Raw genomic sequence first — 23,267 nt, 5'->3', positions numbered from 1 at the left:
AGCAACAATTGATCACATCCGCTCCAAGCGGTGAAATGCCGGCTCGTCGGCTGCCAAGACGGCCAGCTCCCCGCTTTCATCGGCCGCCAGCGCCGCCCGAAGCTCTTCTTTCGCCTCATCGAAGCGTCCAAGCAGCGCGAGATAGCGGGCTCGTTCGTAGCGAAGCCGGGCATCGTTGGCCATATGGACGCACCGCTCGATGGCCGCGAGCGCCTGATCGATGCGCCCCGCTTCTTCATAAACAGCCGCAAGCTGCATATGGAACTCTTCATCCTCAGGATACCAATCAGCATAGCGCTCCCAAAGCGCCGCCGCTTCTTGATAGCGGCCCGTTTCCATATAATGCTCGCCAAGCAACATGAGCGCCTCACGGGCGAGCGGTTCTTCCGCCACAATCTCCTCGAGCTGCCGCTCGGCTTTCTCGCGCTGTCCTTCTTGAAACCAAACGACCGCCTGCAACACGCGCAGGTCGACATCATCCGGGTCATCAGCCAGCAGCCGCTCCAGCCAACGCTTCGCTTCCTCGCGTTTTCTTTCCTCATCGGCGGCCAATAAATATTCCACAAATTCTTGCGCCAAAGACGGATCCCAAACGCGGGCAAGCGCTTTGCGCCACGTTTTCACGGCATCGCTGTCCAATTCGAGCGCGGCATATAAGCGGGCGAGCCGCCTGTAGGCTTCCGCATCGCTGCGGTTGAGGCGAATCGCTTCGTCGTAGAAATCGGTCACAATCGAAAACAAGACAACGGTGCCGACCCATTCTTTCGCTTTTGTCCACCATCGCACCGGTTCGTCATTCCCCCCCTGCTCCTCGCCAAAATACGGGAAAAGAGCCGAGGCGGTGTTCCGATACATCACGCTTTTCGCCTCGCGGCTTGCCTTCAGCCGCTCGAGTCGATGGCGCAGCTTCCCTAAGCCGCGCATCGTTTTCGGAAAGAGAGCCACATACAACGGGTACAACGATTCATCGTCCGGATGGCGCACCATCAACTGTTCGAGCAGTTTCGCCGCCTCTTTTTGGCTTCCTTCCGCGATCAGCACCATCGCCCAATGGCGGAGCACTTCAGGATGGTCCGGGTCAAGAGCAAGCGCCTTCTCGACGGCCGCCTTTTCTTGATCGCGGCGCTCAAGCGCTCCATAAACATATCCAAGGCTGTCGTAATACCACACCTCCCCTGCATGCGGACGGGCGTCAGCCAACGCGCGGAGAAGCGCGGAAGGCTCCGCGATCGCGGCAAGCTGCTCCATATCGATGCGCTTCGGGGCCAAGCGCACCGCCTGAAGCAAATGCGCGTGCTGCCGCTCTTCGTTTTCTTCCGCCTCATAGAGTGAAGCTAAGCGAAAATGGCAAAGGACAAACGATGGATCGGCTTTGAGACAAGCCTCATACTGTTGTTTCGCCTCTTCGTGGCGTCCAAGCGAGGCGCACAGCTCCGCGAGCCGGAAGAGGGAAAGCGCATGGCCCATGGCGGCAGCTTCTCGGTAAAACGCCATGGCCTTCGACGGCCGGCCTTGCCGTTCATAAAGGGCGCCGAGAGCGGAATGGGCCGAAGCGAGTGTCGGGCGAGCCGAGACAAGCTGCTCTAAAAACGCCCGGCCGCGTTCCTCTAAAGACGGCGTTGCCAGCTGATCAAGGTAAAACTCGTACGCTTCTTCCGCCTCAAACTCAGCCAGACGCAACCCTTCTTCCAACCACGACAGCGCCGTCTCGCGTCCTTCCTCCTCGTCGGCGAACCCATGGGCGACAAGCCATCTTCCCGCGTTCAGCCAATATTCGCTGTTGTTGGCAAAACGGGTGCGCTGCTTGATTACATACCGGCGCGCCGCTTCCACATCCCCGCGCTCCGCGAGGGCGGCCGCCAAGCCGAGATGGGCGAACACGTCATCGCTGTCATGGCGGATCGCCTCTTTGTAGCACGAAACCGCTTGTTCCGCCTCTCCTTCCTCCATATAGAGATCACCAAGGCGGACGTAAAGCGGCGCCAACCGCCAGGCGGCGGCCAATCCCTCTTCCAACACCGCTTTCGCTTTTTCCCGATCACCGTCGTCATCATACAAGTCAGCCAACATCAAATACGGGTACGGTTCCTGCGGGTCGAGCGCTTTGGCGACGCAAAAGCCGCGTTCCGCCTTGCGCCGGCGGCCGAGCTCCCGATCGCAGCGGGCCCGCTCATACCAAAGCTGGGCATCCCGCCGCTCGCGGCGCACAAGACGATCAAACCAGTCGCGCGCTTCGGCAAACCGCTTCGCATGGAACAACAGCACACCGTGATTCGTTTCGATAAACAAATCGCCCGGATACAGGCTGACTGCCACGCGCGAAGAGATGAGCCCTTTTTCGATATGACCGGCGTACGCCGAGGCGAGCCCGAAATAGCTCCACACTTCCGGCTGGTCTGGGTCCAACTGGAGCGAGGTGCGAAAATAGCGAGCCGCCTCTTCATAGCGGCTGGCAAAAAAGGCGATTCGGCCGCGCAAATAATGGTAGAGCGGGCTTTGCGCCTTTCCTTTCACCCGTTTGAGCACGTCTTCAGCCTTCTCCATTTCTTGCGTGTAGACGTACGCTTTCGCCGCCATCAGCAGCAAGTCGTTATGTTCCGGATACTCGTTCAAGACTCGTTCCGTATACTCCAATACAAGCGGCTTCGCCTCGTCGATGCCGAAATGCTTCATGACATACAGCCATGTGTACGGGATGTGCTCATGCTGGCGCAAAAAGGCGACAAAGGCGGCGAAATGCGCCTGTTCGTCCTCGTCCATCTTTTCAGCCAACGCGTGCAGCTCACGGAAATAGCGGTCCTCCTCCTCCGGAAGCTCGGCGGCGAGCGCCGCTTTTTCCCGGGGAAGCGCCACAATCGACAAATAATGCGTCCCTGCATACCACTTGGCAAGCTCGTCCTCGGAAACGACAAACGGATCAAACAGATTCGGGTCTTGCACATAAAACGCCTCGAGCCGTTCGTCATAGCCAAACAGCACTTGGACGTGTGATGACTGTTCGTAATCGACGCTTAACAGCACCGGAACGCCCTCATCAATGAGCCGCTTCCAGCGCGGCAGCGTGCCGATGAAAAAGCGGCAAACAAATCCAATATCTTCCAAATAATGTACGGTCGTGGACAACTTCGATCCGCGCACATCAAAAATATGTTCCGCCACTTCATCCTGCGTGCGGGGGGAACCAAGCAATCGAAGCATCATTTCCAGACTCGCCGGCACGCAATAGTTGTGCTTTTGCACGACCGGCACAAGCGGCAGCGCCACCGACCGTTTCCCTTTCCGCCCAAGCGCGCGGGCGTACGGCGTTTTTTCAAGCTGCGGCTCCGCTTTCACAAGCGATTCAAGCTTCTCCCATTCCTCAAGCTGGTAATACAGTTCGGCGCGCAAATGGGCGAAATAACGGCGATGCATATGAAGCGGATTCAGGCGGTCAAGCTCCTCCATCGCCGCGAGCGCCTCGCGGTAGGCGCGCACATCGCGCAGGCGGCGCACGCGCTCAGCGTAAAACGCTAACACTTGCGGAAAACGCTGCTTTCCTTCTTCCAAAACGGCAAGCGCCTCGCGGTGGCGGCCATCGAGCGCATACAAATCGGCAAGAAGCAAATAGCACATATCGCCGCGCTCCGGGTCATCGAGACCGGCGCGAATCACCTGTTCGGCGCGCTTCCGGTCGCCGGTCTCGATATAAAAATAGCCCCACTTGTCATGCATCGGCGCCGTTTCATAGCGGGCAACCACATCCATCCATTCGTGCGCCTCATCGATCCGCTGCATATCCAATAAAGCGCGCACCAACGCAAACGCCGCCCGGGCGATCGCTTCCCTCGGCTCCTCCACCCGGCCTTCGAGCGCGGCGGTCAGGCGCGGAGTGAGCGCCTCTTCCACATCGAGCGGCCGGCGTTGATCGAGCCATTCGTCGCACAACCACGCGAGCGTCTGCAGCGTGTTGAACTTCCGGTGGGCGTACCGGGCGACAAGCCCGCTATGCCGGTACATAAGCGCGTAGTCGAACAGGCGGACAAGCGTCCGAAACGGTTCGATCTCGTCCCACGAAGCCATGAGCGGCCGCCATTGAAACAATCCCATGTTTTCTAAATGCGGCCGCACCTGGGCAAGGGCATCCACGATTCGTTTTTCTTCAACGAGCAATGCGATCGGTTTGATATGATTCATACAAAGAAACTCCCTTATTCTTTTTCCAGCTATTTATTAAGTGTAGAACAAGCCCGGCAAAACAGCCACATATTTTTTCACAAAAATACCGACAAACAAAAAATGGCCTCTCCTTTGAACAGGATCAGCCATATACCGATTCGTTTTATCCGGCGTGCTTGGCGAAAAATTCGAGAGACCGTTCAATAATCATCGGTTGGTCGTAATCGAGCGTCGCCACATGGTAGCTGTTTCGGAGGCGGACGATCTCTTTCTCCGTCGATGAAATACCTTGAAAGATGATGTCGGCGTTTCCCGGCGGCACGACGTGATCTTCGTCGGAGACAAAAATCAACGCCGGACAGACGATGCGATCGAGTTTCGCTTTTGTCTGTGCCATCAGCCTAGCCAGCTGAAGAAGCGAAGCGGTCGGCGTTTTCTCGTATGCCAGCTCTTTCACATCCGGATTTTTCAAGTCCGAACCGATCGAATCCAGATACCTCGGCAGCTCGCCGCCGCACCTCTTTTTTCCTTTTTTTGATCGGACGCCGTTACCACATCGACAACCATGACCGCCACCATTCGTGAAACAAGCCGTTGACGCCAAAATAGACGAATGCGATCCAAGCGATGCCAACCAATGCTTTCTCCATCCCTTTTCCCGTCCGATAGAGCGGCACTTTCCACCGCTTGGACGAAAACGGCCAAAACAGCGGCACCCCTTGAACAGAAAAAAAGTCTTCCACAATATGAAACAAGTAGCCGAGCACGAGCCCAGCGGTAAACAGCGACGCCGAGTCGCGCCAGACGAGGGCGGCAAGCACCCCCCAGACGATGAGCGAATGCGTCATGCCGCGATGGCCGAACGCTTCTTTTACTTTCCCCGCGACGCCGAACGAACGGCGGCCGACGTATGACGACGGCTCGTCAATGTCAGGAAGAAGGCTGCCGATGACAAGCCCCGCCGTATAGGCGGCGGTAAACGGCAGCTTTGTATGCGCGGCCGCCGCCGCGCCGAGGCATAATGTGGCAATGACATGGCTGGAGTATCGCAACGAAATCCCCTCAAACTTTTATCGTTTTCCCCATTATACCACAGAAAAGAATATTCGTTCGTTTTTTTGACGGATTTGTGACAATGATACCAAGTGTGACAAAGTTAACATCGCGTTATTGACATCATGGCTATAGTTAAAAGTGCACAACGCTAATAAGGAGTGAAGCAAATGAAACGAAAACGATCTCCGCTCACCAACCGTTTCAAATATATTCGGCCGATCGAGCGCCAAGCCGACGGCCATAGCGAAACAACCTACGGCGACCGCGCCTGGGAAGATGCGTACCGTCGCCGCTGGCAGCACGACAAAGTCGTCCGCTCGACCCATGGCGTCAACTGCACGGGGTCGTGCAGCTGGAACATTTACGTCAAAAACGGCATCGTCACCTGGGAAGGACAGCAGCTCGACTATCCGTCGACCGGGCCGGATATGCCGGACTTTGAACCGCGCGGCTGCCCGCGCGGCGCGAGCTTCTCATGGTATATGTACAGCCCGCTGCGCGTCAAATACCCGTATGTCCGCGGCATCTTGCTTGACATGTGGCGCGAGGCGCTCTCCCATCATCCAAACAACCCGCTTGAGGCGTGGAAAAGCATCGTTGAAGACCGCGAAAAAGCGAAGCGCTACAAACAGGCGCGCGGGAAGGGCGGATTCGTGCGCGTCAGCTGGGATGAAGCATTGACGCTTGTCGCCGCTTCTTTATTGTATACGGTCGTCAAATACGGCCCGGACCGCAACGTCGGCTTCTCCCCGATTCCAGCCATGTCGATGGTCAGCCATGCCGCCGGATCGCGCTTCATGCAGCTGATGGGCGGGCCGATGTTAAGCTTCTATGATTGGTACGCCGACTTGCCGCCGGCGTCGCCGCAAATTTGGGGCGACCAAACGGACGTGCCGGAGTCAAGCGACTGGTACAACGCCGGCTACATCATCACCTGGGGCTCGAACGTCCCGCTCACCCGGACTCCGGACGCTCACTTTTTAGCCGAAGTGCGCTACCGCGGCACGAAAGTCGTCTCCGTCAGCCCAGATTACGCCGAGTCGACAAAATTCGCCGACGACTGGCTGTCGGTGAAGCAAGGGACGGACGGCGCCTTGGCGATGGCGATGGGACATGTTATTTTAAACGAATATTACGTCAAACGGACCGTTCCATATTTTGAACGATATGCCAAAACGTACACCGATTTTCCGTTTGTCGTCACCTTAAAACAAAACGGCGGCACATGGACGGCCGGCCGCTTCTTGTTGGCGAAAGACCTTGGCAAACAAACGAACAATGCCGAATGGAAGCCGGTCATCTATGATGAAAACACCGGCTCGTTTGTCGTGCCGAATGGAACGATCGGCGCTCGCTGGGAAGACAAAGGAAAATGGAACTTGCGTCTTGTTGATGAGGAAACAGAACAGCCGCTTGAGCCACGCCTGTCGTTTTTAGGGAGCGAAGATGAAGTCATCTCGATCCAGCTTCCATATTTCACCGCTGAGGGCGGAAAAACGATCGAACGCGCGGTTCCAGTGAAAAAAGTGCAAACCGTAACAGGAGACGTTTACGTCACGACCGTCTATGATTTGATTTTGGCCAACTACGGCATTGACCGCGGCATCGGCGGCACAGTCGCCCGCTCGTACGATGACGAGGTGCCATTCACGCCAGCATGGCAAGAAGCGATCACCGGCGTCGACCGCGAACTCGTCGTGAAAATCGCCCGTGAGTTTGCCGACAACGCGATCGACACAAACGGCCGGTCGATGATCATCGTCGGCGCCGGGATCAACCATTGGTTCAACTCCGATACGATTTACCGCGCCGTCTTGAACCTTGTCTTGTTCGTCGGCGCCCAAGGGGTGAATGGCGGCGGTTGGGCCCATTACGTCGGGCAGGAAAAGCTGCGGCCGGTGGAAGGATGGCAGACAATCGCCACCGCTCGCGACTGGGTCGGACCAGCGAAATTGCAAAACGGCACGTCATTCTTTTACTTTGCGACCGACCAATGGCGCTATGAAGAGCGGCCGGTCGATGAGCTCATCTCACCGCTGGCCAAAAAAGCGCGCTATTCACACCCTGGCGATTACAACGTCTTGGCCGCGCGGCTTGGCTGGCTGCCGTCGTACCCGACGTTTAACAAAAACGGCATCGAGCTGTATAACGAAGCAGTAAGCCATGGAGCCCGCACGCCGGAAGAGATCGGCGCCTACGTCGCGAAACAGCTGAAAAAGAAAGAATTGCAGTTTGCGATCGAAGATCCGGACAACGAGGCGAATTTTCCGCGCAACTTGATCGTCTGGCGCGCCAACTTAATCTCAAGCTCCGGCAAAGGGCACGAATACTTCTTAAAACATTTGCTTGGCACGACGAACGGCTTGTTAAACGATGACCGCGACAGCCTGCGCCCGGAAGAAATCCGCTGGCGCGATGAAGCGCCGGAAGGCAAGCTCGATCTGCTTGTCAACTTGGACTTCCGCATGGCCGGCACAGCGCTCTACTCCGATGTCGTCCTGCCGGCAGCGACATGGTATGAAAAACATGACTTAAGCAGCACGGATATGCATCCGTTCGTCCATCCATTCAATCCAGCCGTGCCTCCGCTCTGGGAAGCGCGCTCGGACTGGGATATTTTCAAATCACTCGCGAAAGCCGTATCTGATGTCGCCAAACAAGCCGGCTTAAAGCCAATGAAAGAAGTCGTCGCCACTCCGCTGTTGCACGATACGGCGCAAGAGCTGGCGCAGCCGTTCGGTGAAGTGAAAGACTGGAGCAAAGGCGAAACTGAACCGATTCCGGGCAAAACGATGCCGAACATTCATGTCATCGAGCGCGACTATACGCTCATTTACGATCAAATGACCGCCCTGGGTCCGAACGTCGCCCGCCAGCCGATCGGCACAAAAGGGATTGCCTGGTCAGCGAAAGACGAGTATGAACAGTTGAAACGCCGGCTCGGCACTGTCCGGCGCGCTTCCATCGCCGACGGCTGCCCGGATATCAGCGAAGCGAAAAAAGCGGCTGAAGCGATTTTGACGCTGTCATCAACTACAAACGGCAAAATGGCGGTGAAAGCGTGGGAGGCGCTTGAGAAAAAGACGGATTTGAAATTGGCCGATTTAGCGAAAGAACGCGAGGAAGAATGCTTTACGTTTGAACAAATCACCGCCCAGCCGAAAACGGTCATCACCTCGCCGGCGTTCAGCGGCTCGGAAAAAGGCGGGCGGCGCTACTCGCCGTTTACGACGAACGTCGAACGGCTCATCCCGTGGCGGACGTTGACCGGCCGGCAGTCGTTTTACATCGATCATGAACTGATGCGCGAGTTTGGCGAAACGATGGCGACGTTCAAGCCGGTGTTGCCGCACCGTCCGTTTTCAAACAAACGCCCGAAAGAAAACGGAAAGGAAGTCATCTTGAACTATTTGACGCCGCATAACAAATGGTCGATCCACAGCATGTATTTCGACTCCTTGCCGATGTTGACGCTTTTCCGCGGCGGGCCGACCGTGTGGATGAACAAAGATGATGCGGCCGAAGCCGGCATCAACGACAACGACTGGATCGAATGTTTCAACGAAAACGGCGTCGTCGTCGCCCGCGCCGTCGTCTCCCACCGGCTGCCGCGCGGCATGGCGTTTATGCACCACGCGCAAGACCGTCATATTAACGTGCCGGGCACGAAGCTGACAAACAACCGCGGCGGCACACACAACAGCCCGACGCGCATCCACGTAAAGCCGACGCATATGATCGGCGGATATGCACAGTTAAGCTACGGATTCAACTATTACGGACCGACGGGCAACCAACGCGACCTGTACGTCGTCATCCGCAAACTCGAGGAGGTTGATTGGCTTGAAGATTAAAGCGCAAGTCGGCATGGTGATGAATTTGGACAAATGCATCGGCTGCCATACGTGCAGCGTCACGTGCAAAAACACATGGACGAACCGCCCCGGCGCTGAATACATGTACTTTAACAACGTTGAAACGAAACCCGGAATCGGCTATCCGAAACAATGGGAAAACCAAGAGAAGTATAGAGGCGGCTGGGAGTTGAAAAACGGCGAACTGCGGCTCAAATCCGGCTCGAAAGCGATGCGGCTCGTCAACTTGTTCTACAATCCGTACCAGCCTACGATCGACGATTACTACGAACCGTGGAATTACGACTATGAAACGTTGACGAACAGCCCGCTAAAACAATACCAGCCAGTGGCGCGGCCGAAATCAAGCATCACCGGCGAATGGATGGAGCTGTCATGGGGGCCGAACTGGGAAGACGATCTGGCCGGCGTCCATATCACCGGTTTGCGTGATCCGAACGTTGTCAAAATGGAGCAGGCGATCCAAACGGAATTTGAGAATGTCTTTATGATGTACTTGCCGCGCATTTGCGAGCATTGCCTCAATCCGTCATGCGTATCGAGCTGCCCGTCAGGCGCCATGTACAAACGCGACGAGGACGGCATCGTCCTCGTCGACCAAAACGCCTGCCGCGCTTGGCGGTATTGCGTCACAAGCTGTCCGTACAAAAAAGTGTATTTCAACTGGCAAACGAACAAAGCGGAAAAATGCACGCTCTGCTTCCCGCGCATCGAAGCCGGCATGCCGACGATTTGTTCGGAAACGTGCGTCGGCCGCATCCGTTACATCGGTGTGATGCTGTATGACGCTGACAAAGTGAAAGAAGCGGCGAGCGTCACAGATGAGAAACAGCTGTACCACGCCCAGCTTGATATTTTCCTTGATCCAAACGATCCAGCCGTCGCCGCCGCCGCGAAAGAAGCGGGCATCCCAGACGAATGGATCGCCGCCGCACAGCGCTCGCCGATTTACAAAATGATCGTCGACTGGAAAATCGCTTTGCCGCTGCATCCGGAATACCGGACGCTGCCAATGGTATGGTACATTCCGCCGCTGAGCCCGATCATGAATACGATCGAAGGAAAAGGAAGCCAAGCGAGCGCCGATGACATCTTCCCGGCCATTGATGAAATGCGCATTCCGATCGAATATTTAGCGAATTTGCTGACGGCGGGCGATACGGCGCACATCCGTACGACGTTGAAAAAAATGGCGGCCATGCGTTCGTATATGCGGGCGAAACAAACGAACAAACAGCCGGACACCCGTCTCATTGAATCGCTCGGCTTAAGCCGTGAAGACATTGAAGAGATGTACCGTTTGCTCGCGATTGCCAAATACGAAGACCGCTTCGTCATTCCAGCATCGCACCGCGAAGAAGTCGCTGACCTCTACGCCGAACAAGGCAGCTGCGGGCTGGCGTTCGCCGGCGGCCCGGGCGCTTGCGGCACGCTGTAAAAGGAGAAAGAAGGCGAGCCCCGCCCCCTTCAATAATGAAATGGAGGATTTACGATGAACAGCGAACAACAACAAACGGTCTTTCTATGTGTATCGTATTTGTTGTCTTACCCGGACGAACAGTGGGCCGAATCGCTTCCTGACTGCCTAGACGCCATCCGCTCGCTTGACGATGAAACCGTCCGCGCGCCGCTTTTGGCAGTGGCCGAACAGCTCGCGGTCACCCCGGCTCGAGAGCGGATGGAGCAATATGTCGAAACATTTGATTTCGGCAAAAAAACGAATTTGTACTTGACGTATATGACAAACGGCGAGCAGCGGGAGCGCGGAATCGAACTCGTCGCCTTAAAAGCGCGCTACGAGGCGGCCGGATTCGCCGTCTCCGATCACGAGCTGCCCGACTACTTGCCGCTCATGCTTGAATGGATGGCCTATGCAGATCAAGAGCATACGACCGCCTTGCTCGCCGATTATGCCGGCCATATCCGCGAAATCGGCGACCGGCTGGCAGCGGCAGGCAGCCCGTATGCACAGCTGTTTGACGCGCTCAATCACACATTCACTCAACTCGGCGTGACGCCGCTCCCGAAAGGAGGTGCAACGGCATGGCCAGCCAATTTCTCTGGGTGATTGTTCCGTATTTAGCGCTTGTCCTATTTGTCGCCGGCCATATTTGGCGCTACCAGCACGACCAGTTTGGCTGGACATCCAAATCAAGCGAACTGCTTGAAAAACGGCAGTTGCGCCTTGGAAGCCTTCTCTTTCACTGGGGCATTTTGTTCGTGTTTGTCGGCCACGTGATGGGCATTCTCATTCCCGAGCCGTTTTACGAGGCGCTTGGCGTGACAGAAGAGATGTACCACGCCCTCGCCTTGGCAGGCGGCATTCCGGCCGGCTTGGCGGCCTTCGTTGGTTTCGTGATCCTTTTTCGCCGCCGCTTGACGGTCAAGCGCGTACGGGTGACAAGCAGCACCGGCGACTGGGTCGCGCTCGGATTTTTGCTTGTCGTGATCGCCAGCGGGTTGTCGTCGACGTTTCTGAACATCGATTCGCACGGGTTTGATTACCGGACGACAATCGGCCCGTGGTTTCGCGGCCTTCTTACGTTCCGTCCGAACCCAGCTTATATGGAAGCGGTGCCGCTTTGGTTTCAGATTCATATTCTCGCTGCATTCGGTTTGTTCGCCGTCTGGCCGTTCACCCGCCTCGTTCACGTATTCAGCTTCCCGCTCCGCTACTTGCAGCGCAGCTACGTCGTCTATCGAAAGCGAATGCCAAAACAAGCAGAGCCGGTCAACCGCGCCAAGTAAGCGAGCGGCGGGCGTCACATCAGGAACCCTAAACTGAACAGGCGGAGGGGGCAACCGATTGCCTAACAGCCGGCCTGTCAACTTTAACGGCGGCGGGAACGAAACAACGTGCGCTTCCGCATACCCTAACGATCATGCATAACAACCGGCCAACAAATGAACCAATAATAAAAAACAGGATGCCCGTCGTTTGGGGCATCCTGTTTTCCATTTGTTACTTAGTTAATGTGCGCAAACAGCTCCTCTTTCTCCGCATCGGACAACAACCGCTCGGCCATCGGGAAGAGTACGTTCTCCTCTTTCATGAAGTGCTCATCCAAAATATGATACGCCTCAATCACCGCGCCGGCAAGCGTCAACGCCTGCCTGCTGTCGATGTTCTCCGGCAGCTGGGCGGTCTTTTCTAAAAACATGGAAAGGCGCGTTTTCGCCTGTTCGTGTTCGTATTCCATAACGGCGATAGGGCCGGTCGTCCGCCCGATGTACCGAGCCATCATTGGGAACAATACGCCTTCTTCCCGCTCCGAATGCGGATCTAGGGCGGCGACGAACGATTCAACTTTTTCTCTCAAATCAGCGAGCGGCTCACGCCAGTTGCGGTCATTTTCCCCGCGGCCGATCGCCTCCGCTGCGGCAAGCAGCTGCTCCATTTGGGCGCGCAGCGGGCCGTGTTCTTGTTTTAATTGCGCCAGACCGGCGCATAATTTCACCCCTTCAGGGCCGCCCATATGGCAAAATGAATGCATCATCAATTCCTCCTTTTTATGATCCGTCCGTTGTTTCCATTATACTGTGTGCAGCATCTCCATCGTTGTGAGTCATATCACACCGCCGACAGGCAAGCGCAAAAAAAACAGCGCGCTCGCCCCCATGAGCGACGCGCCGTAGCAAATCCCCGCCGAACCGTGCTCGCCATCTGCTGGAATGAGCTTCGTTTCATGCTCACCCCGCCCTTTCATATGAAAAATACATACCCAGTTTTATTATAAGCGGAAAATGTTCGAAAAACTGTGACAAAAAATAAACAGTTTAGCATTTTTGATGAAACACAATATAAAACATTTAACAAAAAGATGATCTCTTATATAGCAGGTTGGACAATTGATATAAAACAACCCTCAACAGAGCTTATTGTTGAAAATAACGGGCAAGCGTCACAATCATCGCTCCCATCCGCTCATGTTCCGGGGCGATGACGCGATCGACTCCCTCTTCTTCCAATGCTTCTTTTGTCACTTTGCCAACGGCGCAGGCCACGACATCGGTGCGAAACGCGTCAAAGAGCGGTGCGATCTCTTTTTTCTCGCGGGCGAACGAAAAGAAAAAGCGGACTTGCATCGCCGATGTAAAACAGACGGCATCGACTTCGCGCCCGACGATTTCTTTATACAATGTCGCCAGTGTCTCCTCATCCGGAGCGATATGCCGGTATGGCAACAATTCCGTATACAAAGCGCCTTGTTCAAGAAAAAACTGCTTCAAGGCTGGCGCGGTATCGCCGTACAGCTGTACAACAACGTTTTTTTCCGCAAAGTCGTGCCCATAAAGAGCAGCAATCAACCCTTTCGTCGTCCCGTCCTCGCTTGCGGCCACCGGGGTGACGCCGATTTGTTTCAACGCCGTCACCGTTTTATAGCCGCGGGCAGCCACGTTCGCTTCCTTGATCGTTCGATGCCATTGAGCAGCCATTCCCTCCCGGTTGGCCGCTTCCAACAGCGCCTCAAAGCCGATTCCCGTCGTAAATACGATCCAGTCCGGCCGCATGGCGATGACGGTTCGCATTTCCTCTCCCAGTTCGCTTCCCTTTGAAAAGGCGGTCCCTTGCGCCGGACGAATGATGGCCGTTCCTCCTTGCTTTTCAATAAGCGTTGTCATTTCGTCCAGTTTGCGTGACGCGCATAAGGCAATCCGTTTGCCATGCATGTTCCTTCCCCCTTATGGTCAGTCGTTCGTCCTTTCCATTCTAAAAGATGGTCTTTGCCTATGCAACAAAAAACCATTCCGCTCCCTGGCACATCGCAACGCGAATGCCGCCTTCATTGGGGATAGAGCCCAGCGCAACAGAACAGACCGCAGGCAGAAACAGCCGACCACCATCAAAAAAAAACACGCGCCCAAAGACGCGTGCCCTCCGTTCAACGAGTATGTACCATGGCCTCTTCTCCCTGACGGTCAAAGGAACCGATGATGCGCGTCGGCTCGACGGAAATGAGCCGGTCCAACGGAATGTTCATTAGACGCATTTGCCGGTTGTAAACAAACAGTTTGCGCGTGTCCTGATACAGCTTGACCGGCAGCACGACCGCTTCCCCTTGATAGGTTTTTACACGCACCGGCTGCTTCTCGGCAATCCACGCCGACAGCTGTTCATACCATTCCATTCTGATTGTTCCCCCTTCTCATCCGATCCTACTTATGATTGTGAACTACCCCCACTTAATTTTCTAGCGAAAATTTGAAGTGGGGGCTTCCAAAGAAGTTTGACTGCTTCAAGCAATCCTTATTCTTTGAGGCGTGTCCACTTCGCCGCTAGAGCATAAGACACTCAGGTCTACAGCTTTACTTTTCTTTAAGATGTTTAATGCGCCATTGACATCAGCATTCATTAGTTTGCCAGACTTTGTTCGATACAAGCCGCGCTTAATACGTTTGCCRCTGAACTTATATTCTTTTGGATTGTCGGCATTATATTCAGGAATCTCATCGCCGTCAAAAAAGCTGGCTTGAGACGTATAGGATTCTTCCTGTTTCAAGAATTCAATGCCGTAAAATTCACAAAGATATTCTAGTTTTTCTTTTATGTTACCGAGAGGAATATTGACAAAGTTTTGATTTGTCTTTTTTCCTAGATTMATATTGCGTTGCCATGTTTCCGCATAGCCAATGACAAGTTTGCCAATTTGATTTTCAATACAGTAGTTAATGATGTAACGGCAAGTCTTGTTGATATAATCATTCACTTTATTATTGCGATTCATAGCAAGCAAAGCCTGTTTACGAGTGGTGCCTTTGATTTTTTGCTTATCTTTTATGCTTTGAAGTCTGGCATTTTCTTTGTTAAACCATTGATTTATACTTTTTAATCTCCGCCCATCAATGATGAATGATCTGCCGTCTATATTTTACTGAATCTATCCTATTTTCAGCAAAATATAGTTAAGGCGATTCATCTCCCACTTACTCCGCTTCGCTTCGTTGAAGTGGGAGTCTTCTCGCCTAATTAAGATAAATGCCTGCTTTTTAGCTCTCGTTTCAGTTCTTGCACTGGTTGCATCCGAAAACTCTCCCCTCTCTATGATAGATTCCGCAATCGCTTACATTTTTATCAAACGAATAGCAACCTCCTTTTATGCAAAATTATTTTTCAATTTATAATGTATTACAACTTTATTACGAAATTATTTTTTTCTATTTTCAATATATTTAGCAAAAAAATTTTTTCACATCTTTCTTTCCTTCCTGTCTCCCGTCCGCCTTATGCTATAATACAAAAAAGAGAGGTGCTGATCGTGAACCGGGATATGGAAACGCTTTTATCAATGTATGAGCAAATTCTCGAACTGATTGACCTTGGCGTCCATGCCGTCGATCAACATGGGAAAACCGTCATTTACAACCGAAAAATGCGGGACATCGAGGGCATGAACATCGAGGACGTGCTCGATAAAAACATTTTGGACGTCTTCCGCTTCAACCCGGAGCAGCCGAGCACATTGCTTGAAGCGCTGCGCACCGGTGAAAGCATTCTGAACAAGCAGCAAACCTATTTCAATAACAAAGGGCAAGCCGTGACAACGGTCAATCAAACACATCCGCTGCAAAAAGACGGGCGCATCATCGGCGCCGTGGAAATCGCCAAAGACATCACGAAGTTCCGCAAACTGATCCAAGAACACCACCAACGCAAGGAAGCCGGCCGCACGTTTGCGGACATCATCGGCCAAAGCGAAGCCATGCAAAAGGCCATCCGCCTTGCGCGTCATGCCGCCCGCTCCGAAGCATCCGTGCTGCTCATTGGGGAGAAAGGGACAGGAAAAGACTTGCTCGCTTCCTGCATTCACCATGAAAGCGAACGGCGGGCCAAGCCGTTTTTTGCGCAAACGTGCCTGTCGCTTCCGGACGATTGGATGGAAACGATGCTGTTTGGCAGCGAAGAAGGTGGCGAGATCCAGCCCGGTTTGTTTGAACAAGCGGACGGCGGCACCGTCCTGCTTGACGATATTGACTTGTTAAGCCTGCCGCTTCAACAAAAACTCGCCCGTTTCCTGCAAGAAAAACAGTTTGTCCGCGCCCATGGCCAAAAACCGGTTCGTGCAGATGTTCGCCTTATCGCCTCGACAAGCGGCGACCCGATTGACGCGGTCCAAAACGGAGAATTGATCAAATCGCTTTACTACCAAATTGCCGTCCACTGCATCGTCCTGCCGCCGTTGCGCGAACGGAAAGAGGACATTTTGCCGCTCGCTATCCATTTCATCCGTCAAGGCAACGAGCGCTATGGCCTACATGTCGAAGGACTCGGCGATGACGTGCAAGAGGCGTTTCTTGCTTACAGCTGGCCCGGCAACGTGCGCGAGCTTGAGGCCGTCATGTTGGAAACGATGGCGACGATGGAACAAGAACAAACCATCACCCTCGCCCATCTGCCTGCCCCTTTTCGAGCCAAGCTGGCGCCCGACGAAGCGAAAACGGACTTTTTGTTCGATACAGAAGATATGTTGCCGCTTGACAAATACATGGAAGAAGTCGAAATTTACTACATCCGCAAGGCGCTGCAGCATCACGGCTTCAACATCACCAAAACGGCCAAAGCGCTTGGTTTGAGCCGACAAAACTTGCAATACCGCATCCGCAAGTACCAGATTGATAAGGAATGGGGATAAGCTGCAGTTGGCGATCGTACGGCCAAAAGGACAGGGGAGGTCGCTGTAGATGATCGACGCTCATATTCATCTCGACCAGTACACGGACATCGAGGAACAAATCAACCGTTGGCAAGAAGCGGGCATCATCAGCGTCGTCGCCGTATCCACCGATTTGCGCTCAAGCCACCGAACGCTCGAGTTGAAACAGCGATTCCCTTCCTTCGTCTACGCCGCCATCGGTTTTCATCCCGAGCAACCGCTGCCAAGCGCAGCCGATTGGAACGAATGGACAGAGCTTGTCAAACAAGAGCGGCCGCTGCTCGCCGCCATCGGCGAAGTCGGGCTGCCATACTATTCAGCGGAAGCATGCGCCAAGCTGCCCGCGTATCAAGAACGATTAACCGAAATCGCGGCCATCGCCGCGGATGCCTCCTTGCCGCTCGTTCTTCACGCCGTCTACGACCGCGCCGAAACCGCCTTGGCCATCTTGCGGCAAACTGGCGTCCGACACGCCCATCTCCACTGGCTGAAGGCCGAGCCTGCCGTGGTCAAACAAATCATCGAGTACGGCTGCTACATTTCCGTCACCCCAGAAGTGTGCTACCGCGAGCGCGACAAGCAGCTGTTATCCCTCGTTCCCATCGAGCAGCTGCTCCTCGAAACGGACGGCCCATGGCCGTTTGCAGGCCCGTTTGCCGGAAAACTGACGACGCCGTTATGGCTATTGGACTCCGCGCGAGCCGTGGCGGCACACTATGGCCGAGATATCGAACAAGTCAAAACCTGATCACGGCGAACACAAAACGGCTTTACGGTTGATCTTCCTTATCGTACGATGAACAAGGCTCCACGCCTTCGCCTGGTTTGGATATTGCCAAGCGCCAAAAAAGGTGGCGATGTTTTCCGCGATCCAGATGAAAAACCCGATCAGCAAAAACGACAAAACAAACGGCATCCGGTAGCGGATTCCCCCGACCTCATACGTCACCCATGACCGCCAAAAGACAAGCATGACGAGGCTTGAGAGCCACCAACGAACGTCCACCCAATAATGGTGGGTGAAAAAATTCAAGTAAATCGCCGAAGCGAGAGGAACGACCATCCAAAACGGCGGCCATTGCACCAACTCCACCTTCAGCCTTCGCCACGCCTGGCAAAGATAGCTGGCGACGCTCGCATACATAAAGCCGCTGTACAAGGGCACGCCAAAGATTTTCGTATACCCCTCTTCCGGATACGACCACGAACCCATGCGCACTTTAAACAGCTCGAGCGCAAGTCCAATGACGTGGAACAAGGTGATCACTTTGAGTTCATCCCGCGTTTCCATCCCTGACCGCACCATCCACCATTGCATGAGCAGGCAAATAACAAGCAGCCAATCATACCGCGGCAATAGCGGAAGCGGCGCGATCTTCGTCAGCGCCAATGAGGCAAAAATGACAACCGGAAACACGCAAGATTGCGCCTGCACCCAACCGAAGCGAACAAGCTGCACAAACGCTTTGATGAGCCGCGACGTTCTGCCAAACGAACCCCTAAATGTTGCAGGCGGCACCCCTCGTTTGAAAGCAAAAACCGCAGAACACCCCTGACGAAGGGCTCTGCGGCTACTTTTTCCTATAATCAATTGAAAACCTGACATAACTCTGGTTTCCAACGAAACTGCCAAATCAGTCACCGATCATCGGCCATGGCCTCGGCTTTCGTCCTGTGAACCGTGCCAAACGGATGCTCGGGCGGAGCATAAATGGAATATAGCTTCAAGGGAACATGCCCTATATTGGTCACATTATGCCACGTCCCAGCTGGAATCATGATCGCGTCATCTTCGGACACTCTTCTTTCAAAATCCAGACGGTCTTTTCGTTCCCCCATCTGCACAAGACCCTGTCCTTGTTCAATACGAATAAACTGGTCCACATTCGGATGAACTTCCAGTCCGATATCTCCTCCTACCTCAATGCTCATCAACGTCACTTGCAAATGTTTTCCTGTCCATAATGCGGTTCGGAAATTTTGATTTTGCTCGGCGGCTCTCTCAATATTGACAACGAACGGTTTTCCGCCGTAATCTCTCAATTTGATGGGAGGAAACCTGTCGTTCCTTGCATGTTGTAGCATACCATAAGCATACGGTGACCAGCTCCACCAGCCATAATGAGGGGGGAAGTAACTGGACATCGGGTAGGGCCACTGAGTGCTAATATACGGATGGACGTAATTCGGATTCAATTGCCTGTTCACTCTCCTCACACTTGGAATCTGCCACTATCTTATGCAATGGCTCAGTCTGGCGTGACAAGAGCACACGGGCAAACGGAAACATCGCGAGGAAAAGAAACCCTCAAAAAGCGGTGGCCATTCGCCGCCATGAAACCCGAACAGGTTAGATCCTTATAGATATTATGTTGCATTCAACAATTCCCTACAAAACTAGAAAAACCCCTTGAATATAAAGGGGTTTTTCCTTTTTCTCGACTTCGGAAGGAGTTTCAATGCAACATATTGAATTCATTTTTTGTAAATTATACCATATTTTTTATCTTAATAAACCCCCTTATATGTAAAATTTTTGTTTCGATTCTAATTTATCTCTTTGCTAAGCCTTGCTTGATCAATTAACTAACATTCACGATCCATTTCTCCTCTTTTGGCTCCAAATAAAAAATCGAGAAAAGCACCTTTAGGTACCTTTCTCGATTCCCTTCAATCCTATTTCCTTCTCCCTAATTGGAATCCCATCCTCGTTGCCAATCAAACTGAATTGAATTTGTTTCGCTTCGATACCGATCGCGAGTATAAGGCTTTTTTTGTCACTTAACAACAGTCTTTCCGACCAATGAACCGCTCACTCCACCGTCACGCTCTTCGCCAAGTTGCGCGGTTTGTCGACGTCGCAGCCGCGGTGCAAGGCGGCATAGTATGCGATCAGCTGCAACGGCACGACGGAGACAAGCGGCGTAAGATCCGGATGGACGGATGGGATGATAAAGCGGTCGCCGTCGCCTTCCAGGCCGCGCATCGAGATGACGCACGGGTTCGCGCCGCGGGCGACGACTTCTTTTACGTTGCCGCGAATGCTTAAGTTGACGTGCTCTTGGGTGGCGAGGGCAATCACCGGCGTGCCGTCCTCAATCAAGGCGATCGTGCCGTGTTTCAGCTCGCCGCCGGCGAACCCTTCCGCTTGGATGTACGAGATCTCCTTCAGCTTCAGCGCGCCTTCTAGGCAGACATAGTAGTCAACGGCGCGGCCGATGAAGAAGCAGTTGCGCGTCAGCGTCAAGTAGTCGCTTGCGATTTTCTCCATTTCTTCTTTCGCATCACACAGCATTTCCATCACATTGGCGACGATGGCGAGCTCTTTCGTCAAGTCAAAGTCCAGCTCAAAGCCTTTCGCTTTCGCCGCCGCGGCGGCCAAAATCGCCAACACGGCAATTTGCGCCGTATAGGCTTTTGTCGAGGCAACGGCGATTTCCGGACCGGCGTGCAACAGGAGCGTATAATCGGCTTCCCGCGACAGCGTCGAACCTGGGACGTTCGTGATCGTAATCGCTTTATAGCCGAGTTTGTTCGTTTGCACGAGCACGGCGCGGCTGTCGGCCGTTTCGCCGCTTTGCGAGATAAAGATGAAGAGCGGCTTTTCCGACAACAGCGGCATGTTGTACGAAAATTCGCTGGCGATATGCACTTCCACCGGAATTTTCGCCCACGATTCGATCAACTGCTTGCCGACGAGACCTGCATGGTAGCTCGTTCCGCACGCGACAATGTACAGGCGGTCAGCGTTCAGCACTTCGTTGATGATCGCTTGGTCAATCGTCAATCCGCCGTTTTCGTCTTGGTATTTTTGAATGATGCGGCGGATGACGAACGGCTGCTCATCAATTTCTTTCAGCATGTAATGCGGATACGTCCCTTTTTCAATGTCGCTCGCATCGAGCTCAGCCGTAAATGGCTTCCGTTCGACTGTTTCGCCGTTGAGCGTTTGAATCGTGACGTTCTCGCTCGTGACGATAACGAGCTCCCCATCCATCAGTTCGACGAATTGATTCGTCACTTGAAGCATCGCCATCGCGTCGCTCGCCACGACGTTAAACCCATCGCCCAAGCCGACGAGAAGCGGGCTTTTGTTTTTCGCCGCATAGATGGTGTTTTCGTCTTGTGCATCGATCATGGCGATGGCGTACGATCCTTTTAGCAGCGAGAGCGTTTTTCGGAACGCTTCTTCCGTTGTCAGCCCGTCACGGACGAATTTTTCCACGAGCTGAACGATCACTTCCGTGTCCGTGTCGCTTTGAAACGTAACATCGGCTAAATAATCGCGCTTGACCATTTCATAGTTTTCAATGACACCGTTATGCACAAGCGTAAAACGGCCTGAAGCGCTTTGATGCGGGTGGGCGTTCACTCGGCTTGGCGCCCCGTGTGTCGCCCAGCGTGTATGGCCAATGCCGACCGTCGCGTTGACGTTCGGGTCGACGATGCGGCGCAAATCAGCAATCCGTCCTTTTTCCTTAAACACATGCACGCCGCTTTCGTTCAACACAGCGATCCCCGCCGAATCGTAGCCGCGATACTCGAGTTTTTCCAATCCGCGCAATAAAATTTCCTTCACATCTTGATTACCGATATAGCCAACAATGCCGCACATGGCAAATGTTCCTCCTTTTCATCTTGGAGGCTGCCGCTAATGAGATCCTTCCATGTTCAGTTGTCAAAGAACAACGGGGCCTCGCCGATCCACGGGCGGCAGACTCCCTTCTTCGTTTCGCGCGATGACATCCTCCCCTTTGTGCAAAGGGTCACCCCTTTGTTTTAAGAGAGGACTTGCGGCTGTCATCGCTCCAGCCGGGAGGCATCCGCCGAAAACCTCGATAAACCTCCTCCTCGTCAACTAAGCGTTCTTCCGTCCAACGCTTAGTCCAGGCGCTTTTGTCGTCAAAACGATTGCAACAACCAACCGGTTTTTCTTTTTGAAACGTTCCATCCGCTGGAACAACTGCTGTTCCTGATCTCCTTGTTCCGCCCTGCCATCGCCTCCTTTCAAGAAAAAAGCAACAACGTTAATATTACAGGACATTCCCAGCGGCGTCAACTATCATCTATCCATCCCTTTATATAAAATAACCTATGCATAAACGGAAGCGAACGTTCCGTCTATGCATAGGGTGGTTGTCCAAGCGGTCGGTTATTCCACTCCCATTTCACGGCGAACGACATCCGCGATCCGCTCCACGTAGGCGCGGCACGCTTCTTCGGTCGGGGCCTCCGCCATAATGCGCACAAGCGGCTCAGTCCCCGATGGGCGGACAAGAACGCGGCCGTTGCCGTTCATCTCTGCCTCCACTTCCTGGATCACTTTTTTCACTTGCTCATTTTCCATCGCTTTTTCTTTATCTTTTACCCGGACGTTCACAAGCAGCTGCGGGTATTTTTTCATTTCCCCCGCCAATTCGGAAAGCGGCTTGCCTTTGATTTTCATGATGTTGACAAGCTGGAGCGCCGTCAACATTCCGTCCCCCGTCGTGTTGTAGTCAAGGAAAATGATGTGTCCGGACTGCTCGCCGCCGAGATTATAGCCGTTCTTCTTCATTTCCTCGACGACATAGCGGTCGCCAACGGCCGTTTGTACACTTTTGATTCCCTGCGCCTCAAGCGCCTTGTAAAACCCAAGGTTGCTCATGACGGTTGAGACGACGGTTTGGTGCTTGAGGCGGCCGGTTTCTTTTAAATATTTGGCGCAAATGTACATAATTTGGTCGCCATCGACGATGTTGCCGTTCTCATCGACGGCAATGAGACGGTCGCCGTCGCCGTCAAAGGCGAGCCCGACATCCGCTCCTTTTTCTTTGACAAATGCGGCGAGCGCTTCCGGATGGGTGGACCCGACCCCTTCGTTAATGTTGAGCCCATTGGGCGAAGCCCCCATTGTCACGACATCCGCATCCAAATCGGCAAATAAGTACGTCGCAAGCGATGACGTCGCCCCGTGCGCGCAGTCGAGGGCGATTTTCATCCCGGAAAAATCTTCTTCATCAATCGTTTGTTTTAAATACTGCAAGTACTTTTGCCCGCCTTCGAAATAGTCGTTTACTTGCCCAAGCCCAGCCCCGATCGGCCGCGGCAGCATATCCTCCGCGCTGTCGATCAGCGCCTCAATTTCCGCTTCCTGCTCATCCGACAGCTTGAACCCGTCCGGACCGAAAAATTTAATGCCGTTATCTTGCACCGGGTTGTGGGAGGCGGAAATCATAATGCCGGCCTGCGCTCCAAGCGCCTTCGTCAAATAGGCGACGCCTGGCGTGGAAATGACACCAAGGCGCATCACTTCCGCCCCGATCGACAAAAGCCCGGCGACAAGGGCGCCTTCCAACATATGGCCGGAAATGCGGGTGTCGCGCCCGATCAGTACTTTCGGGCGCTCAGCGCTTTTGGTCAGCACGTATCCGCCGCAGCGGCCGATTTGAAACGCCAACTCTGGCGTCAATTCACGATTTGCGACTCCTCGTACACCATCAGTGCCAAAATATTTGCCCATTCGTTCACTCTCTCCTTACTATGCAGT

At 53.8% G+C, this 23,267-nt stretch carries 15 protein-coding genes and 3 pseudogenes; 6 read left to right on the top strand and 12 right to left on the bottom strand.

Translation table 11 applies throughout. The annotated features are described in order from the left end of the window. Positions 1-12 precede the first annotated feature (12 nt). From AP057_RS06370 to AP057_RS06360, 3 genes and pseudogenes are all read right to left on the bottom strand, one after another. The gene (locus AP057_RS06370; protein WP_055358321.1) at positions 13-4,173 is read right to left on the bottom strand and encodes a bacteriocin-processing peptidase family protein; all 4,161 of its coding nucleotides are present in this window, start codon (positions 4,171-4,173) and stop codon (positions 13-15) included. A 145-nt stretch (positions 4,174-4,318) separates the two neighbouring features. Continuing rightward, positions 4,319-4,669, bottom strand: a pseudogene (locus tag AP057_RS06365) (alpha/beta hydrolase); the annotation flags it as partial. Between the two features lie 34 nt (positions 4,670-4,703). Continuing rightward, a complete protein-coding gene (locus tag AP057_RS06360) occupies positions 4,704-5,207 on the bottom strand; it encodes a metal-dependent hydrolase (RefSeq protein WP_049625993.1) in 504 nt (167 codons plus the stop codon). A gap of 171 nt (positions 5,208-5,378) precedes the next feature. Here AP057_RS06360 and AP057_RS06355 point away from each other — a divergent pair, with 171 nt between their 5' ends. From AP057_RS06355 to narI, 4 genes are read left to right on the top strand one after another with little or no spacing between them, the layout of a single operon-like run. Beyond that, the gene (locus tag AP057_RS06355; RefSeq protein WP_055358320.1) at positions 5,379-9,065 is read left to right on the top strand and encodes a nitrate reductase subunit alpha; all 3,687 of its coding nucleotides are present in this window, start codon (positions 5,379-5,381) and stop codon (positions 9,063-9,065) included. Further along, complete coding sequence (gene narH / locus AP057_RS06350) at positions 9,055-10,524, top strand: nitrate reductase subunit beta (RefSeq protein ID WP_055358319.1); 1,470 nt, start codon at positions 9,055-9,057, stop codon at positions 10,522-10,524. The genes AP057_RS06355 and narH overlap by 11 nt, the downstream gene beginning before the upstream one ends. A gap of 54 nt (positions 10,525-10,578) precedes the next feature. After that, on the top strand, positions 10,579-11,154 hold the full coding sequence (gene narJ, locus AP057_RS06345) for a nitrate reductase molybdenum cofactor assembly chaperone (protein WP_014195921.1): 576 nt from the start codon (positions 10,579-10,581) through the stop codon (positions 11,152-11,154). Continuing rightward, a complete protein-coding gene (gene narI, locus AP057_RS06340; protein ID WP_055358318.1) occupies positions 11,130-11,834 on the top strand; it encodes a respiratory nitrate reductase subunit gamma in 705 nt (234 codons plus the stop codon). Before narJ ends, narI begins: the two co-directional genes overlap by 25 nt. 218 nt (positions 11,835-12,052) lie before the next feature. Here the strand turns inward: narI and AP057_RS06335 are convergent, their stop codons facing one another. The 5 genes and pseudogenes from AP057_RS06335 to AP057_RS06315 form a co-directional block, all read right to left on the bottom strand. Then, positions 12,053-12,580 carry a hemerythrin domain-containing protein gene (locus AP057_RS06335; RefSeq protein ID WP_055358317.1) on the bottom strand — a complete coding sequence of 176 codons (528 nt, stop codon included), beginning with the start codon at positions 12,578-12,580 and terminating at the stop codon, positions 12,053-12,055. A gap of 117 nt (positions 12,581-12,697) precedes the next feature. Then, a pseudogene (locus AP057_RS06330) lies at positions 12,698-12,793 on the bottom strand (pyruvate synthase alpha chain); the annotation flags it as partial. Between the two features lie 169 nt (positions 12,794-12,962). Beyond that, the gene (locus tag AP057_RS06325; protein ID WP_049625990.1) at positions 12,963-13,757 is read right to left on the bottom strand and encodes a uroporphyrinogen-III synthase; all 795 of its coding nucleotides are present in this window, start codon (positions 13,755-13,757) and stop codon (positions 12,963-12,965) included. A gap of 212 nt (positions 13,758-13,969) precedes the next feature. Further along, a complete protein-coding gene (locus tag AP057_RS06320; protein WP_055358315.1) occupies positions 13,970-14,215 on the bottom strand; it encodes a hypothetical protein in 246 nt (81 codons plus the stop codon). 108 nt (positions 14,216-14,323) lie between these two features. Continuing rightward, a pseudogene (locus AP057_RS06315) lies at positions 14,324-14,950 on the bottom strand (RNA-guided endonuclease TnpB family protein); the annotation flags it as partial. Between the two features lie 393 nt (positions 14,951-15,343). Here AP057_RS06315 and AP057_RS06310 point away from each other — a divergent pair. Both AP057_RS06310 and AP057_RS06305 read left to right on the top strand, forming a co-directional pair. After that, a complete protein-coding gene (locus tag AP057_RS06310) occupies positions 15,344-16,717 on the top strand; it encodes a sigma-54-dependent Fis family transcriptional regulator (RefSeq protein ID WP_055358314.1) in 1,374 nt (457 codons plus the stop codon). A 49-nt stretch (positions 16,718-16,766) separates the two neighbouring features. Then, the gene (locus AP057_RS06305) at positions 16,767-17,486 is read left to right on the top strand and encodes a TatD family hydrolase (RefSeq protein WP_235468491.1); all 720 of its coding nucleotides are present in this window, start codon (positions 16,767-16,769) and stop codon (positions 17,484-17,486) included. On the opposite strand, the gene AP057_RS06300 is transcribed toward AP057_RS06305, so the two are convergent. The 4 genes from AP057_RS06300 to glmM all read right to left on the bottom strand — a co-directional run bounded on the left by AP057_RS06300 (position 17,487) and on the right by glmM (position 23,240). After that, on the bottom strand, positions 17,487-18,209 hold the full coding sequence (locus AP057_RS06300) for a DUF817 domain-containing protein (protein ID WP_055358328.1): 723 nt from the start codon (positions 18,207-18,209) through the stop codon (positions 17,487-17,489). Between the two features lie 167 nt (positions 18,210-18,376). Continuing rightward, complete coding sequence (locus tag AP057_RS06295; protein WP_049626605.1) at positions 18,377-18,934, bottom strand: cupin domain-containing protein; 558 nt, start codon at positions 18,932-18,934, stop codon at positions 18,377-18,379. A 616-nt stretch (positions 18,935-19,550) separates the two neighbouring features. Then, entirely contained in the window at positions 19,551-21,353 is a 1,803-nt protein-coding gene (glmS, locus tag AP057_RS06290; RefSeq protein WP_055358313.1) for a glutamine--fructose-6-phosphate transaminase (isomerizing), read from the bottom strand. Between the two features lie 537 nt (positions 21,354-21,890). Further along, positions 21,891-23,240, bottom strand: a complete 1,350-nt coding sequence (gene glmM / locus AP057_RS06280) for a phosphoglucosamine mutase (protein WP_033016922.1) — start codon at positions 23,238-23,240, stop codon at positions 21,891-21,893. Between the last annotated feature and the right edge of the window lie 27 nt (positions 23,241-23,267).

The organism is Geobacillus sp. Sah69 (genome assembly GCF_001414205.1).
GTDB classification, from domain to species: Bacteria; Bacillota; Bacilli; order Bacillales; family Anoxybacillaceae; genus Geobacillus; species Geobacillus stearothermophilus.
This window is presented reverse-complemented; position numbering and strand designations above follow the sequence as displayed.

Coding starts and splice junctions, on each gene's coding strand:
- AP057_RS06355 (WP_055358320.1), top strand. CDS start 5,379: ATGAAACGAAAACGATCTCCGCTCACCAACCGTTTCAAATATATTCGG.
- AP057_RS06325 (WP_049625990.1), bottom strand. CDS start 13,757: ATGCATGGCAAACGGATTGCCTTATGCGCGTCACGCAAACTGGACGAA.
- glmM (WP_033016922.1), bottom strand. CDS start 23,240: ATGGGCAAATATTTTGGCACTGATGGTGTACGAGGAGTCGCAAATCGT.
- AP057_RS06320 (WP_055358315.1), bottom strand. CDS start 14,215: ATGGAATGGTATGAACAGCTGTCGGCGTGGATTGCCGAGAAGCAGCCG.
- AP057_RS06370 (WP_055358321.1), bottom strand. CDS start 4,173: ATGAATCATATCAAACCGATCGCATTGCTCGTTGAAGAAAAACGAATC.
- narI (WP_055358318.1), top strand. CDS start 11,130: ATGGCCAGCCAATTTCTCTGGGTGATTGTTCCGTATTTAGCGCTTGTC.
- AP057_RS06305 (WP_235468491.1), top strand. CDS start 16,767: ATGATCGACGCTCATATTCATCTCGACCAGTACACGGACATCGAGGAA.
- narJ (WP_014195921.1), top strand. CDS start 10,579: ATGAACAGCGAACAACAACAAACGGTCTTTCTATGTGTATCGTATTTG.
- AP057_RS06335 (WP_055358317.1), bottom strand. CDS start 12,580: ATGCATTCATTTTGCCATATGGGCGGCCCTGAAGGGGTGAAATTATGC.
- glmS (WP_055358313.1), bottom strand. CDS start 21,353: ATGTGCGGCATTGTTGGCTATATCGGTAATCAAGATGTGAAGGAAATT.